The 13,248-nt window shown below is 73.3% G+C and carries 14 protein-coding genes and 1 tRNA gene; 6 read left to right on the forward strand and 9 right to left on the reverse strand.

What is annotated here, in order from left to right; genetic code table 11:
• Positions 1 to 67 precede the first annotated feature (67 nt).
• Both JOD49_RS07695 and JOD49_RS07700 read left to right on the forward strand, forming a co-directional pair.
• Complete coding sequence (locus JOD49_RS07695) at positions 68 to 679, forward strand: DUF305 domain-containing protein (RefSeq protein WP_205306648.1); 612 nt, start codon at positions 68 to 70, stop codon at positions 677 to 679.
• A gap of 116 nt (positions 680 to 795) precedes the next feature.
• Positions 796 to 1,371, forward strand: coding sequence for an alpha/beta hydrolase family protein (locus tag JOD49_RS07700; RefSeq protein ID WP_205306649.1), 576 nt, complete (start codon positions 796 to 798; stop codon positions 1,369 to 1,371).
• Here the strand turns inward: JOD49_RS07700 and JOD49_RS07705 are convergent.
• On the reverse strand, positions 1,368 to 2,216 hold the full coding sequence (locus tag JOD49_RS07705) for a formylglycine-generating enzyme family protein (RefSeq protein ID WP_205306650.1): 849 nt from the start codon (positions 2,214 to 2,216) through the stop codon (positions 1,368 to 1,370). The two genes, JOD49_RS07700 and JOD49_RS07705, sit on opposite strands and share 4 nt — an antisense overlap.
• A 267-nt stretch (positions 2,217 to 2,483) precedes the next feature.
• Here JOD49_RS07705 and JOD49_RS07710 point away from each other — a divergent pair, with 267 nt between their 5' ends.
• Positions 2,484 to 3,257, forward strand: a complete 774-nt coding sequence (locus tag JOD49_RS07710) for an RAD23 family protein (protein ID WP_205306651.1) — start codon at positions 2,484 to 2,486, stop codon at positions 3,255 to 3,257.
• A gap of 115 nt (positions 3,258 to 3,372) precedes the next feature.
• Here JOD49_RS07710 and def read toward each other — a convergent pair whose 3' ends face one another.
• Together def and JOD49_RS07720 are read right to left on the reverse strand one after the other, a co-directional pair.
• Positions 3,373 to 4,056 carry a peptide deformylase gene (def, locus tag JOD49_RS07715; RefSeq protein WP_205306652.1) on the reverse strand — a complete coding sequence of 228 codons (684 nt, stop codon included), beginning with the start codon at positions 4,054 to 4,056 and terminating at the stop codon, positions 3,373 to 3,375.
• A gap of 62 nt (positions 4,057 to 4,118) precedes the next feature.
• Positions 4,119 to 4,919 (reverse strand): HEAT repeat domain-containing protein, encoded by an 801-nt coding sequence (locus JOD49_RS07720; protein WP_205306653.1) that lies wholly within the window; start codon positions 4,917 to 4,919, stop codon positions 4,119 to 4,121.
• 147 nt (positions 4,920 to 5,066) lie between these two features.
• Here JOD49_RS07720 and JOD49_RS07725 point away from each other — a divergent pair, with 147 nt between their 5' ends.
• Positions 5,067 to 5,777: a hypothetical protein gene (locus tag JOD49_RS07725; protein WP_205306654.1), complete on the forward strand. Its 711-nt coding sequence runs from the start codon at positions 5,067 to 5,069 to the stop codon at positions 5,775 to 5,777.
• Between the two features lie 106 nt (positions 5,778 to 5,883).
• Here the strand turns inward: JOD49_RS07725 and JOD49_RS07730 are convergent.
• The 4 genes from JOD49_RS07730 to JOD49_RS07745 form a co-directional block, all read right to left on the reverse strand.
• A tRNA-Thr gene (locus JOD49_RS07730) sits at positions 5,884 to 5,956 on the reverse strand.
• 169 nt (positions 5,957 to 6,125) lie between these two features.
• Positions 6,126 to 7,670, reverse strand: coding sequence for an alpha/beta hydrolase (locus JOD49_RS07735; protein WP_205306655.1), 1,545 nt, complete (start codon positions 7,668 to 7,670; stop codon positions 6,126 to 6,128).
• A gap of 129 nt (positions 7,671 to 7,799) precedes the next feature.
• Positions 7,800 to 8,363 (reverse strand): hypothetical protein, encoded by a 564-nt coding sequence (locus tag JOD49_RS07740; RefSeq protein WP_205306656.1) that lies wholly within the window; start codon positions 8,361 to 8,363, stop codon positions 7,800 to 7,802.
• 207 nt (positions 8,364 to 8,570) lie between these two features.
• The gene (locus JOD49_RS07745; RefSeq protein ID WP_205306657.1) at positions 8,571 to 9,554 is read right to left on the reverse strand and encodes a LysR family transcriptional regulator; all 984 of its coding nucleotides are present in this window, start codon (positions 9,552 to 9,554) and stop codon (positions 8,571 to 8,573) included.
• A 50-nt stretch (positions 9,555 to 9,604) separates the two neighbouring features.
• Here JOD49_RS07745 and JOD49_RS07750 point away from each other — a divergent pair, with 50 nt between their 5' ends.
• Positions 9,605 to 10,939 (forward strand): MFS transporter, encoded by a 1,335-nt coding sequence (locus tag JOD49_RS07750; RefSeq protein WP_239525164.1) that lies wholly within the window; start codon positions 9,605 to 9,607, stop codon positions 10,937 to 10,939.
• Here the strand turns inward: JOD49_RS07750 and JOD49_RS07755 are convergent.
• Both JOD49_RS07755 and JOD49_RS07760 read right to left on the reverse strand, forming a co-directional pair.
• On the reverse strand, positions 10,869 to 11,429 hold the full coding sequence (locus JOD49_RS07755) for a hypothetical protein (RefSeq protein WP_205306658.1): 561 nt from the start codon (positions 11,427 to 11,429) through the stop codon (positions 10,869 to 10,871). The two genes, JOD49_RS07750 and JOD49_RS07755, sit on opposite strands and share 71 nt — an antisense overlap.
• Positions 11,426 to 12,070 carry a LysE family translocator gene (locus JOD49_RS07760; protein ID WP_205306659.1) on the reverse strand — a complete coding sequence of 215 codons (645 nt, stop codon included), beginning with the start codon at positions 12,068 to 12,070 and terminating at the stop codon, positions 11,426 to 11,428. The genes JOD49_RS07755 and JOD49_RS07760 overlap by 4 nt, the downstream gene beginning before the upstream one ends.
• A gap of 242 nt (positions 12,071 to 12,312) precedes the next feature.
• Between JOD49_RS07760 and JOD49_RS07765 the strand changes: the two genes are divergently transcribed.
• The gene (locus JOD49_RS07765) at positions 12,313 to 13,200 is read left to right on the forward strand and encodes an alpha/beta fold hydrolase (protein WP_205306660.1); all 888 of its coding nucleotides are present in this window, start codon (positions 12,313 to 12,315) and stop codon (positions 13,198 to 13,200) included.
• The last annotated feature ends 48 nt before the right edge of the window (positions 13,201 to 13,248 follow it).

The following is a 13,248-nucleotide window of genomic DNA, read 5'->3' on the forward strand; positions in this document are numbered from 1 at the left end:
GGCCGCAGCACACCGTCACCCGCCGCGAGGACTCGCGGCACACCGACATTCTTCTGAGGGACGAACGATGAACAAGCACACCTTGACCAAGGCCGCGATCGGTCTGACGCTCGGCTCGACGCTGGTCCTCGCGGGCTGCGCCGACACGAGCGACGGCGCAGACATGGAGGGTCACGACATGGGCGACGGCTCGCCGTCGCAGGACACGGGGGCTGACGCCGCCGGGGCCAACGACGCGGACGTCATGTTCGCGCAGATGATGATCCCGCACCACGAGCAGGCGCTCGTGATGTCGCGCATCGTGCTCGACACGGAGGGGGTCGATCCTGCGGTCGTCGACCTCGCGACCCGCATCGAGAGCGCGCAGGAGCCCGAGATCGCGACCATGGAGGGCTTCCTCGACGAGTGGGGCGCCGAGCCGATGGGCGACCACTCGGGCCACGAGATGGACGGGATGCTGAGCGAGGCGGAGATCCAGGCGCTCGAGGCCGCGGACGCCGCGACCGTCTCGCGACTGTTCCTCGAGGGCATGATCGCGCACCACGAGGGCGCCGTGGACATGGCGAAGGCCGAGCTGGCGGACGGTGAGAACCCGGAGGCCCTGGCACTGGCGCAGGAGATCATCGACGCCCAGGAGTCGGAGATCGCGGAGATGCAGGACCTGCTGGCGGCCCTCTAGCGGTCCAGCCAGGTGCCGAGCACGGGGTTGAGGTCGTTATGAGCAGATTGACGACCTCAACCCCGTGGTCGACCGCAGGAAAGGTCCTGGTCAGCCGCCGCTGCCAGACTGGAACCATGACGCGTTCATCAGGCGCAGCGGTCGGCGGGCTTCTTCTCACGCCGGGGGCCGGGGCCGGTCGCGACCACCCGACGCTCGTCGCTGTCGAGGAGGCCGTGGCCCCGCTGCCCGTGCGCCGGGTCGACTTCCCGTACCGGCTCGCCGGGAAGCGCATGCCTGACCGGGCGCCGGTCGCGGTCGCGCACCTGGTCGAGGAGGCCGCGCGCTTCGCCGCCGAGGAGGGCTTCGCGCCCGACCGGCTCGTGCTCGGCGGCCGGTCCTACGGCGGACGCATGTGCTCGGTCGCCGTGGCCGAGGGCCTGCCCGCGGCCGGTCTCGTGCTGCTGAGCTACCCCCTGCACCCGCCGGGCAAGCCCGAGAAGCTGCGCGTCGACCACTTCCCGCAGCTCACGGTCCCCGTGCTGTTCGTGTCGGGCACGACCGACCCGTTCGGCTCCCCCACCGAGTTCGACGAGCACGTCGCCGCGATCCCCGGGCCGGTCACCCAGGTGCGACTGCCCGGCGCCCACGACGTGCGCAACGACCACGCGGCGGTGAGCGACGCCGTCGTGCGGTGGTTGGCGACGCTCTAGTCCGTGAGGTCGCGCAGCGGGGTCCACCCGACGGGTCGCGGACCGCGGACGTCGGCCCGCTCGTGGTCGGCCGCGGCCGACCACCCCTGCGCCTCGCGCGCCCCCCGCTGCCCGACGGCGCCGCGCGCCACCCGGAAGCCCACGTCCTCGAGCACGGCGTCGGGTGCGCTGCCCCGGCGCACCGAGGCGCGCACGCTCCACTCGCGGTCGGCCCACCCTCCCCCGCGCAGGCTGCGGTAGTCGCCGTAGCGCGCGGTGTCGGCGTAGTCCCAGCACCACTCCCAGACGTTGCCGAGCTGGTCGTGCGTGCCGAACACGTTGGGGGCCTTGTTACCGACCGGCTGCGGGCCCTCGACCTCGTCGGCCGCGGTCCAGGCGACCGCGGCCAGCGGGCCGTACGTCGGGGTGGTCGTCCCCGCGCGGCACGCCCACTCCCACTCGCCCTCGGTCGGCAGACGGTAGCCGTCGGCGCTCACGTCCCAGCGGACCGAGCGACCGTCGAGGGTGTAGGCCGGGGCCAGGCCCGCGACGATCGACGCCGCGTTGCACCAGCGGACGGCGTCGAACCAGGTCACGGGGTGCGCGGGGACGTCGTCGGGCGGGGTCGGTGACGGGCCGCCCGGGGGCCCGCTGCTCCGGGGCGGGGCGCTCCGGGGCGCGCTGCCCGGCGGCACGGGCACGGAGCGGACCTCTGCCCACGTGACCGGGGTCCGACCGATCTCGAAGCCCTGGAGGGTCGTGTCCCGGGCGGAGCCGGTGCGGGCGTCTCGCAGGGCGAGCGCGCCGCCGGGGACCCGGACGAGCCGGGGCGGGGAGAAGGCCGGGGGCGTGCTCGCGGGAGCCATGCGACGAGGGTAGCCACACCGGTCGTCGGCCCCGGGCGACGGGTCACCCGAGCGACGGACGCGCGACACGCGAGCGACACGCCAACGACACGCTGGGAGCGCTTCCACAATCACCCGGTCCCCAGTACCTTTGGCGCTGATATGTCGTGTTCGCCCCGTCGATCCGGGCATGTCGGACGAGTACGGTGATCAACCGTCCGGCACCAGCCCCGCTCGCACCCGAGAGCCGAGGGCGTCCCCCTCCTCCCCCTCGAAAGGTCCTCCTCGATGCGCGCAGCGCCCGTCGCCCTCCTCACGACAGCGATCCTCGTGGCCACCCCCACGATCGCGTCCGCAGGGTCCGACTCCCCCGTCCCGTACACCGTGACCGCGAGCGGCGTGAGCCTGCCCGCGGGCCAGGTGTTCCGCGAGCACGGGCACGTCAACTACCGCGCGACCGCGCTCGACGGGACCGGCGAGCAGAGCTTCAACGTCCACCTCGAGACGACGAACGGGCGATCGACCGCGGGCTACGTGGGCGCGGGCTTCCTCGACTTCGCCGGGGCGGCCGCGGCATTCCCCGCCGGATACTGCGTGACGTGGGTCCAGGTCGAGGGCTTCGACGAGCACTTCGGCGAGGGCGGCCAGGCACCGGAGTGCACGCCCCGGCCGACGCCGCTGAGCCCGGCCCCGCCCGTCACGCGCCCCGTCCCCGCCCCGAGCAGCGAGGTGCCCGACGGCGGAGCGCCGGTCGAGGCGCCCGCGTCGCCTCCGGTCACGGAAGCCCCGACGACGGCGGTCACCGAGCGCGAGCTCGCCGCGACGGGCCCGGCGCCCGAGGGCGTTCCCGTGGCAGGTGCGACGCCGGTCGCCCGGGCCGTCCCGTCGGCGGCGCCTGGTGTCGCACCTGGTGCGGCGGCGTCCGGGACTGCTACGGCGGGTGGCGACCAGGGCCTCGCGGCGACCGGCTCGAACGCCCTGCTCGTCGCGGGCGGGGCCGTCGTGCTGCTGGCCGCCGGGGCCGGTGCGGTGCTGCTGAGCCGCCGGTCGCGGCGCGCCTGACCCTCTCCCCCCAGAACGAGACGGGTGGTTCGGTCCGAGACGGGTTGCTGGGTCGCGTCCCCAGCAACCCGTCTCAGACCGAACCACCCATCTCACCCGGGGCGCGTCGGAGCGCCTAGCGCAGCGGCGCCACCGGGTACTCGGCGGGCGTCTTGCCCAGGGCCTCGGACAGCTCGAGCCGCTCCTCCAGGACGCCGGGGCGTTCCTGGTGCATCTCGGCGATCACGGCCTCCTGCGCGGCAGGCGTGAGGTGGTCGAAGTAGAGCGTCCCGTCGAGGTGCTGCGCCTCGTGCTGGAGCGCACGCCCCAGGAAGTGCGAGCCCTGGAGCTCGACGGGCTTGCCGTGCTGGTCGACCCCGCGCACGACCGCCTTCACGGGGCGGGCGAGCGGCGAGTACGCCCCCGGGATCGAGAGGCACCCCTCGTCGCTCTCCTCGATCTCGTCCTCGGGACCGTCGAAGACCTCCAGCACCGGGTTGACGACGTGCCCGACGTGACGGTCCTCGTTCTCGTCCTCGACGTCGTACACGAAGACTCGCAGGTCCACGCCGACCTGCGGCGCCGCCAGGCCCACGCCCTCCGCGACGAACATCGTCGTGAACAGGTCGTCGACGAGCTGCGCGAGCTCGGGCGTACCGAACTCTGTGACCTCACGGCACGGTGTGTGCAGGACGGACTCACCGATCTCGGTGATGCGCAGGATGTTGCCCCGCTCGACCTCGGGGGCGATCTCCGGGAAGGACTTGACCGGCTGGCCCAGGACGTAGGTGGTGGGGCGACGACGGCCGAAGGTGAACATGAGGACAAGCCTAGGCGGTGCTTCCGGCGGACCCAGCCGTCACCGGACGCCGCGCAGCGACGTCACTCCTCGTCCGCCGACCATGCTGCGGCCGCTTCACGCACCTCCTCGTCAGGATCGTTCGCGAGCCGTTCGACCAGCGGACGTGCTCCCGGGGTCGACCAGCCTGCGACCCTCCAGACGAGCGCAGCCCGCACCTCCGGGTCGGGATGCTCTGCGAGGTGCGCGAGCCGCTCGACGGGGCCTCGGCGGCGCCCTCCGAAGCCGTCCAGGACCTCGAGGATCGCCGTGACGTCGGAGGAGTCGACCGACTCCAACCGTGCCAGGAGGACCGGCACTCCGGGCCACGGACCGTCGACCGGGTCGGGGCGCCGTTCGAGCAGACGCGCGGCCCCGAACGTCCCCGGCGCCCGGCATCCCCGGCAGGTGCACGGCGCGGTGCCGTGCGCGTCGGGGACGTACCGCCACCCCACGGGCCTGCGCAGCTCCCGGACGTGCCTCACCTCCGCGACCGAGACCGCCCGGGGAAGGAAGACCTCCCAGCCGCGAGGGTCGGTCAGCCCCGTGATGCGGGCCACGGCGGCGGCCGCGGTCGACGAGGTGGCGACCCCGTCGAAGCGGCCGACCGTCACCTGTTCGGTGTCGGGGAGCCGCACCTGGACCGTGACCACTCGCCCGCGCCCTTGAGACCGGACCAGCTCACGCGACCACTGGTGGGTGGCGACATGGTCCCGCAGGACCGGGAAGAGGAAGACACCTCGCCGCTCGTCACCCGGGATGCGTCCGACGCTCCGGGCCGCGACGCCCGAGCGACTGATCCTCTCCCCGTTCGCGGCCGGGGTCAGATGGACGAAGGTGGCCATGCGAGGCATGGTAGCGGGCCTCCCGGACGTGACCCGCCCACGGTCCCGGTCCCGGTCCTGGTCCTGGTCCCATGACGATCGCGTAACGTTCCTGGGACGCCCGTGCCATCCCCGGCGGGGAGGTCGCCCTCACGAGAGGATGCGGCCATGAGAACCGCCGCGCGCACCCTGCCCCTCGTCGTCCTGTCCGTCGTGGCCCTGACTCTCGGGGGGTGCGCGACGACGGACACCGCAGGTGGTTCCCCCTCGGCCAGCGCGTCGTCACCTGCCGCGCCCTCTCCCAGTGCGTCGACACCCGCACCGACGCCGTCGTCCCCGCCCGAGGAGACCGTCGACCCCCACCCGCCGTTCGAGGAGCTGGTCATCAGCACGGCAGGGCTCGGACCCCTGACGATCGGCGTCCCCCCGGAGACCAACCCTGGCGCCGCCATGATCGAGTGGGTGCCGAACGCCTGCGGGGAGTGGGACCCCGAGAACCCCGGACGATGGGTCTCCACGTACGCCCTGCCTGACGGCTCACAGCCGCTGGGCGTCTCCGTCAGCGACAAGGGCGTCGGCTGGATCGACGTCCTGATGGCCGGTCCGCGCACCGCGGAGGGCGTCGGGATCGGGACGGACCTCGCGACGCTGCAGGCCACCTACCCGAACCTGGTCGCGGGAACTCCGGGCCCGGTGTCGAACGTCTGGTGGCTCAAGGACGACAAGGGCATCCTGTCCTTCGAGACCCAGGGGGACAAGGACGGGCTCCAGCCGGCGGGCACCGCCGAGAAGGTCGTCCACATGAGCGTGCTCACCTCGACGGCAGATCCTGACTTCGCCAGGGCGAACACCGACCAGGTCGCGGGCGGTTGCTTCTGAGAGGGCTTCACGACGTGCGGCGGTGGGTCCGTACGGACCCACCGCCGCACGTCGGCGCACAACGCGAAAGGCCCGGAACCGTTGAGGTTCCGGGCCTTCCTGTCTGAGCCGCCTATCAGAATCGAACTGATGACCTTCTCATTACGAGTGAGACGCTCTACCGACTGAGCTAAGGCGGCGCGTACCGGACGTCACGCCTTGCGGCGCTCCGTTTCAGCAAGCGTCGCAACTGTACCCAACGCGAGGGCGTGAGGACAAACTGGCTCCCGCGACGCCGTCGGGCCACCTGCGAGGCCGCCCGCCAGCCACCCGCCGCACCAGCCCACGGGCCCCCGGCTCAGAGCCCCCTCAGCAGACCTTCCCGTCCTCCGGGACCTTCCCGTCCACCAGGTACGCGTCTACGGCGTCGGCGACGCACGCGTTGGACCGGCCGTAGGCCGTGTGCCCCTCGCCCTCCCAGGTGAGCAGCGTGGCGGAGTCGAGGGTCTTGGCGAGGCCCTCGGCCCAGACGTACGGGGTCGCGGGGTCGTTGGTGGTGCCGATGACGACGATGGGCGCGGCCCCCTTGGCGTGGAGGTCGAACTCCTGGTCGACGACGGGGTAGGGCCAGTCGACGCACGTCAGGCCGCCGTAGGTGAAGAACGAACCCATGGTCGGGGCCGCCTCCTCGATCTGGGCGGCCTGCTCGGCCATGACCTCGGGGTCGGGGTTGCCGCGCGCGTCGAGGCAGTTGATGGCCCGGAACGCCTCGGCCGAGTTGTCGTTGAACGTGCCGTCGGCGTTGCGGCCGTTGTACAGGTCGGCGAAGCCGAGCAGCATGGTGCCGTCGCCGTCGTTGAGCGCGGCGTCCAGCCCGGCGGTCAGGGCGTACCAGCTCTCGTTGTTGTAGAGCGGCAGCGCGATCCCGTAGAACGCGAGCGTCGAGGTCAGGCGGCGGTCGCTCGAGGTCCGCATGGGTCGTTCGGCGACCTGGTCGAGGAAGGCCTTGACCTGGGTCATGCCGTCGTCGACCGAGCCGGTCAGTGGGCAGTCCTTGCCGCCCTGGCAGTCCTTGACGTAGGCGCGCAGCGCGTTCTCGAAGCCGACGGCCTGCTGCGCCGAGATCTCGTCGGAGGTGAGCGAGGTGTCGATCGCGCCGTCGAGGACCATGCGCCCGACCTTCTCCGGGTAGAGCCCCGCGTACGTCGCGCCGAGCTGGGTGCCGTAGGAGAAGCCGAGGTAGTTGAGCTCGTCGTCGCCGAGGACGGCGCGCAGCATGTCCATGTCGCGCGCGGCGCTCTGGGTGTCGACGTTGCCGAGGAGGTCGCCCGTGTTCTGCGCGCACGCGTCGGCCCAGGCCGTGAGGTCGGCGGTCATCTCGGCGCGCCCCTCGTCGCTGTCGGGGTAGGCGCGGGACAGCGAGGCGTCCTTGGCCGCGTCGTCGAGGCACACGACGGGGGTCGAGGCCCCGACGCCGCGCGGGTCGAACCCGATGACGTCGTACGCCTCCTTGACGGGCTCGCCGATGCTGCCCGCGGCGCTCGTGATGTACTCGATGCCCGACCCGCCCGGCCCGCCGGGGTTGGTCAGCAGCGATCCACGCTTCTCCCCCGAGGCGGGCAGCCGCTTGAGCGCGAGCTCGATCTTGCCCTGCGCGGGGTCCTCCCACGTCAGGGGTGCGATCGCGGTCGCGCACTCGAACCCGCCGCCGCAGTCCTCCCACACGAGGCTCTGCCCGTAGAACTCGGCCAGCTCGGCCGGCACGTCCTCACCGGTCGCCGTGGAGCCTGTCGAGGACGCCCCCGTCTCCACGGGGCTCTGCACCTTGGGCGAGGGCGCGCACGCCCCGAGCAGCAGGGCGACGGCGAGCGTCGCGGCGGACAGCGCTGTGGTGCGGCGGTGGGGCGTCTTCACTCGGCAACGGTAACGGGTCCGGCTGGGCCGGGGACCTCGAACGACGCCCCCGGCCCTGCCCTTTCACGCGAACTTCACGGGCGACGGGCCGGCGGGCCGTCCCCGGCCCCGGCGGCGCCCGTCACCAGGTCAGGACTGCGCGACCCACACGGCGTCGCCGACCTGCCCGGCGGCCGCGCGGGGCGTCAGCACGACGGACCCCGCCTCGTCGAGGCGCACGGTCACGTCGGCCGTCTCGTCGACCCCCTCCGGGGCCTTGACGACCGTGGTCCAGGGGCGCAGGTCCATGGTGCAGGGCTTGGTCTCGTCGACCTTCTGGAAGGTCACGACGACGTCGCTCCCGTCCAGGGTCGCGTCGCCCTCGGCGATGCTCGGGCACGTGCTCGACCCGAACGTCACGACGTACAGGTAGCCGTCCTGCGCGGTCCAGGCCGCGCCCGTCCCGCCGGTCGTGGGCGCGTCGATCCCCGCGGGCAGGTCGACGCCGTTCACGCCTGCCTCGATGGGGAGGTCGGCCGCGTTCAGCGGCGCCTCGGGCGACTCGTTCGACGGCGTGGTCTCGTCGGCGGCGCTCTCCGAGGCGCTGGGGGTGTCCGAGGCGTCTCCGCCGGAGTCGGTGGCCGTGCCGCACGCGGTGAGCGCCAGGAGCGCGACGAGCGAGACGGCGGGGGCGAGGCGGCGCAGGGAAGTCATGAGCGGGGTCTCCTTCGGGCTTCGGCGTGGGCGCCGCGGTGGCGTGCACCCCTCACTCTCATCATGTCGTGGGGACCGCGGTTCTTGCGTGGCGACACGACCGTGCCCGACGACGTCGCGCACCTCGCCCCGTCAGGTCACCGGCGCGGGGCCCGTCCGGGCGCACCGGCCCGTTGCCCGGGCCGGCCCACCACCGTGGTGAGGCTGTCAGCCGACGGGCGCGCCGCCGTCGGGCGCGACACCGACGGGCGCGACACCGACGGGCGCGCCGCCGTCGGGCGCGGCGCCCTCGAGGATCCCCGTGCGGAGCATCTCGACGAAGGCCGCGAGCGTGGGCGAGGTGTTGTCGGGAGACCAGGCCGCGCCGATGTCGCGCGAGGGCACGGGCTCGTCGAGGCGGATCTCGACGACGTCGTGCACGGGGTGGCGGGCCGGAGGCAAGACGCTCACGCCGAGGCCCGCGGCGACGAGGCCGCGCACGGTGTGCAGGTCCTCGCCCTCGAAGCCGATGGTCGGGCGCACTCCCGCAGCGGCGCACAGCGCGTCGACCGTGCCCCGCAGCCCGAACCCGTGCTTGAGCGTGATGAAGGTCGACCGAGCGGCCTCGCGCAGCGTGGCGGCGGGACGCGACGCGAGCTCGTGCCCTGCGGGGACGATGAGGACCAGGGGCTCCCGGAACAGCGTGAGGGTCTCGCGACCGGCAGGCGCCGGGACGAGGCGCGAGACGAGCGCGATGTCGGCCTCGCCCGCGGCGAGCGCGTCGAGGCACGAGCGGCGGGCGCCCTGCGTCATGGTGAACCGGACCGCGGGGTGGTCGGCGAGGAACTCCTTGATGAGCGCCGGGACGACGGACTCGCCGAGCGAGGTCTGGAACGCGACCGACAGCGTGCCGCGCGCGAGCGCCTCCCTCGAGCGGACGGCGTCCACGCCCGCACCGAGCGCCGCGAGCGCCTGGCGCGCGTGCGGCAGCAGGGCGCGGCCCGCGTCGGTGAGCCGGATGCCGCGCCCGTGCCGCTCGACCACGGGCACGCCCAGCACCTCACCCACGCGGGCGACCGCGCGGCTCACGGTCGGTTGCGGCGCGCGCAGCATCGCGGCCGCGAGCGTGACCTGCTCGACCTCGGCGACCGCGACGAAGGCGGGCAGGAGGGGCAGCAGGCGGCGGGTCTCTTCGTCCAGCGCGGCATCCATGCCTAGATCGTATTCCCCAGCACACACACATGCATTGGACGCAAGGATGCATGGTTTCTAGCGTCGAGCCCATGCCCACCGCCCTCGCGCCGGCCACGACCCGCGCGCTCGTCGTCCCACCACCCGCTCCGTGGACGGGACACCGACGCAGCTCCCAGGGCTACCGCAGGACGGTCGTGGCCCTCGTGTGCGCGGGACTCGCGACGTTCGCCCAGCTCTACTCGCCGCAGGGCATCCTGCCGATGATCTCGGCCGACCTCCGGATCGCCGCCCCCACGGCCTCGCTCACCGTCTCGGCCGCGACGCTGGGCCTCGCGCTCGCGGTCCTGCCCTGGTCCGTGGTCGCCGACCGCATCGGCCGCGTCCGTGCCATCCGGATCGCGCTGGTCGCGGCGACCACCATCGGCCTGCTGACCCCGTTCGCCCCCACGACCGAGCTGCTCGTCGCGGGCCGCTTCCTGGGGGGAGCCGCGCTCGGCGGCGTCCCGGCGCTCGCGATCACCCTGCTGCACGAGGAGATCCACTCCGCGCACACCGCGGTCGTCGCGGGGATGTTCGTGGGCGGGGTGTCGATCGGCGGGCTCGCGGGCCGGGTCCTCGCCGCGGGCGTCGCCGAGCTCGCGGGCTGGCGCGTGGGCCTGGCCGTGGTGTCGGGACTGTGCGTGCTCACGACCGCCGCGTTCGTCGCCCTCGCGCCGCGGGCGCGAGGATTCGTGCCGGACCGCGACGGGTTGAAGCACGTCGGCTCGCTCGTCCTGACGAACCTGCGCGACCGTGGCCTGCTCGTCCTGTACGCCAACGGCGCCCTCGTCATCGGCGGGTTCGTGACCATCTACAACTACCTCGGGTTCCGCCTCGAAGCCCCGCCCTACCTGCTGTCCCCCGCGGTCACGTCGCTCGTCTTCTTCGCCTACCTGGGCGGGACCGTGTCGTCGCGGCTCGCGGGCAGCCTCACCGTCCGGTGGGGACGTCGGCGGGTCCTGGCCGTCGCCGGGGCCACGATGAGCGCGGGGGCGCTCCTGACGCTCGCCCCCCAGGTTCCCCTGATCCTGCTGGGGCTCGTGATCCTGACCGCCTCCTTCTTCGGGGCGCACGCTGTCGCCTCGGGGTGGGTCGGGCACCGGGCGGTCGTCGGACGGTCCCAGGCGACCTCGCTGTACAACGCGTTCTACTACGCCGCGTCGAGCCTGCTGGGCTGGCTCGGCGGAGTGACGTGGGTGCACGCGGGGTGGCCGGGGGTCGCGGTCTTCGTCGCGCTCGTGACCCTCACGGCGCCGCTGCTCACGCTGGGGTCACGCTCGCTGCGCACACCCGTCAGCGGGACGACGCGACGAGCCTCCCGTCCTCGCCCTCGACCGACACCCGCCGGGGCAACGAGCTCTTAGGCGTCGTGAGACGCCCCGTCGACCCGTCGAGGCGCCACACCGCCTGAGCGCCCACGACCGAGTACTGCCGCCCGTCCGTCCCGACCCCCGACGGGTGGAGGAACACCAGGTAGCGCTCGCCCTCCTCGGGCGTCGGCGCAGCGTTGACGTAGTGGCCGGAGTCCTGGCGGAGCGCGACGAGGTCGTCCGCCACGAGCGGTCCACCGTCCGACGTGACGACCCGGACCTCGGTCACGACGAAGGGCGCGGTGCTGATGTGCTCGGTCCACGTCCGGCCAGTCGGCTCGACGACCGCGACGTCCGTGGCCTCGACCGCCAGGTCGTCGACCGAGGAGTAGTCCCGGATCAGGTCGAGCTCCTCTCCCCCGTGGGCGACGAGCGCGGCGTCGGAGGACGTCCACCACACGACCACTCCCAGCACCAGGACGGCGAGGACCCCGAGCCGGACCCACGACCCTCGGTCGACCTCGCCCAGGTTCACGGTCCTCACACGGCCGCCGGGGACGGGGCGTCGATCGCCAGCTTCACCCCGACGGCGCCCAGCAGCGTCCCGGTCGCGCGGCGCTGCCACCGCATCCACATGGGCCGCGAGCGCAGGAAGACCGCGATGCTGCCCGCCGCGAGCACGATCGCGGCGTTGACGACCACGCTGACCCCGATCTGCACACTGCCCAGCACGAACCCCTGCACCATGACGTCCCCGGCCGCCGGGTCGATGAACTGCGGGATGAGCGCGAGGTACATGATCGCGGCCTTCGGGTTGAGCAGGTTGGTCAACAGACCCATGCGAAAGAGCCTGCCGCGGGAGTCGCGCGGCAGGTCCTGCGCCTCGAACGGGCCGCGTCCGCCCGGGCGCAGCGTCCGCCACGCGAGGTACAGCAGGTAGCAGGCGCCTGCGACCTTCAGCGCGACGTACAGCCACGGCACGACCACGAACACCGCGGCGAGCCCCACGTTCGCCATCGTCATGTAGACGACGAACCCCACGGCCGTCCCCGCGAGCGAGACCATGCCCGCCTGCCGGCCCTGGCTGATGCTGCGCGAGACCAGGTAGACCATGTTGGGCCCCGGGGTCAGGACCATACCGAGGGCGACCACCGTCATGCCCAGGACCGCTGCCGTGCCGACCATGCGTCGTCTCCCTCTCGTCCCGTGCATTGTGCCCGCACCGAGGCAGGGCGACCACCCCTTTCACGATCGTGCCCGAGCGTGCGCGAGCACCGCGCCCGCTCACCGTGCACGACCACCACCCGCGAGGCAGGGTGGGACGAGGCGGTGCGATGAGTTCCGACGACGCGGCAGGTCTTGGTCCCATACCGCTGTGACGGCCGGCGCCCACGCCGCCCGCTCACCCGACCGAGAGGCACACGACCGTGACCGACATCGAGACCCGCACCCTCGAAGCCCCGGGGGCGACCATCACCTACGACGTCCGCGGGAACCTCGCCGACGCCACGCCCGAGGCCCCTGTCCTCCTGATCGCCGGCTCCCCCATGGGCGCCGACGGGTTCGTCACCCTGGCCTCGCACTTCACGGACCGGCCGGTCGTGACGTACGACCCTCGCGGGGTCTCCCGCAGCACCCGCACCGACCCGTCCGCGCCCGTCACGCCCGACCATCACGCCGACGACCTGCACCTCGTGATCGCGGCGCTGGGCGCCGGGCCGGTCGACGTCCTGGCGAGCAGCGGCGGGGCGGTCAACGCCCTCGCCCTCGTCACGAACCACCCCGAGCAGGTGCGGACCCTCGTGGCCCACGAGCCGCCGTCGGGCCCTGCGCTGCCCGACCGCGACGCCGCGCTCGCCGCCGTGCAGGCCGTGTCACGGTCCTACCAGGACAAGGGGTTCGGCGCGGGCATGGCGCACTTCATCGCCCTCACGAGCTGGGAGGGCCCGTTCCCCACCGACTTCGCGGACCAGCCCGCTCCCGACCCGGGCGCGTTCGGGTTCCCCACGGAGGACGACGGGTCGCGCGACGACGCGCTGCTGGGCCAGAACCTCATCAGCTGCACCCACTACGAGCACGACTACGACGCCCTCTCCCGTGTCTCGACGCGCGTGGTCCTGGCGGCCGGGGAGGAGTCGGGCGAGCAGATGGCGGCTCGCGCGGCCCGGGGCGTCGCGAAGAGCATCGGCACCGAGGCGGTCGCGTTCCCCAGCGGTCACGGCGGTTTCATGGGGGACGAGTACGGCATGCCGGGTGACCCCGACGGGTTCGCCGCGGCGCTGCGCAAGGTCCTGGAGGGGACGGACATCCGCTGACGGGCAGGTCGGGCGCCCCGAGCCCGGAGGCGCCCGGCCGCCCGACCG

The organism is Oerskovia jenensis, from assembly GCF_016907235.1.
Taxonomy (GTDB): Bacteria; Actinomycetota; Actinomycetes; order Actinomycetales; family Cellulomonadaceae; genus Oerskovia; species Oerskovia jenensis.

Coding starts and splice junctions, on each gene's coding strand:
- JOD49_RS07695 (WP_205306648.1), top strand. CDS start 68: ATGAACAAGCACACCTTGACCAAGGCCGCGATCGGTCTGACGCTCGGC.
- JOD49_RS07700 (WP_205306649.1), top strand. CDS start 796: ATGACGCGTTCATCAGGCGCAGCGGTCGGCGGGCTTCTTCTCACGCCG.
- JOD49_RS07705 (WP_205306650.1), bottom strand. CDS start 2,216: ATGGCTCCCGCGAGCACGCCCCCGGCCTTCTCCCCGCCCCGGCTCGTC.
- JOD49_RS07710 (WP_205306651.1), top strand. CDS start 2,484: ATGCGCGCAGCGCCCGTCGCCCTCCTCACGACAGCGATCCTCGTGGCC.
- def (WP_205306652.1), bottom strand. CDS start 4,056: ATGTTCACCTTCGGCCGTCGTCGCCCCACCACCTACGTCCTGGGCCAG.
- JOD49_RS07720 (WP_205306653.1), bottom strand. CDS start 4,919: ATGGCCACCTTCGTCCATCTGACCCCGGCCGCGAACGGGGAGAGGATC.
- JOD49_RS07725 (WP_205306654.1), top strand. CDS start 5,067: ATGAGAACCGCCGCGCGCACCCTGCCCCTCGTCGTCCTGTCCGTCGTG.
- JOD49_RS07740 (WP_205306656.1), bottom strand. CDS start 8,363: ATGACTTCCCTGCGCCGCCTCGCCCCCGCCGTCTCGCTCGTCGCGCTC.
- JOD49_RS07745 (WP_205306657.1), bottom strand. CDS start 9,554: ATGGATGCCGCGCTGGACGAAGAGACCCGCCGCCTGCTGCCCCTCCTG.
- JOD49_RS07750 (WP_239525164.1), top strand. CDS start 9,605: ATGGTTTCTAGCGTCGAGCCCATGCCCACCGCCCTCGCGCCGGCCACG.
- JOD49_RS07760 (WP_205306659.1), bottom strand. CDS start 12,070: ATGGTCGGCACGGCAGCGGTCCTGGGCATGACGGTGGTCGCCCTCGGT.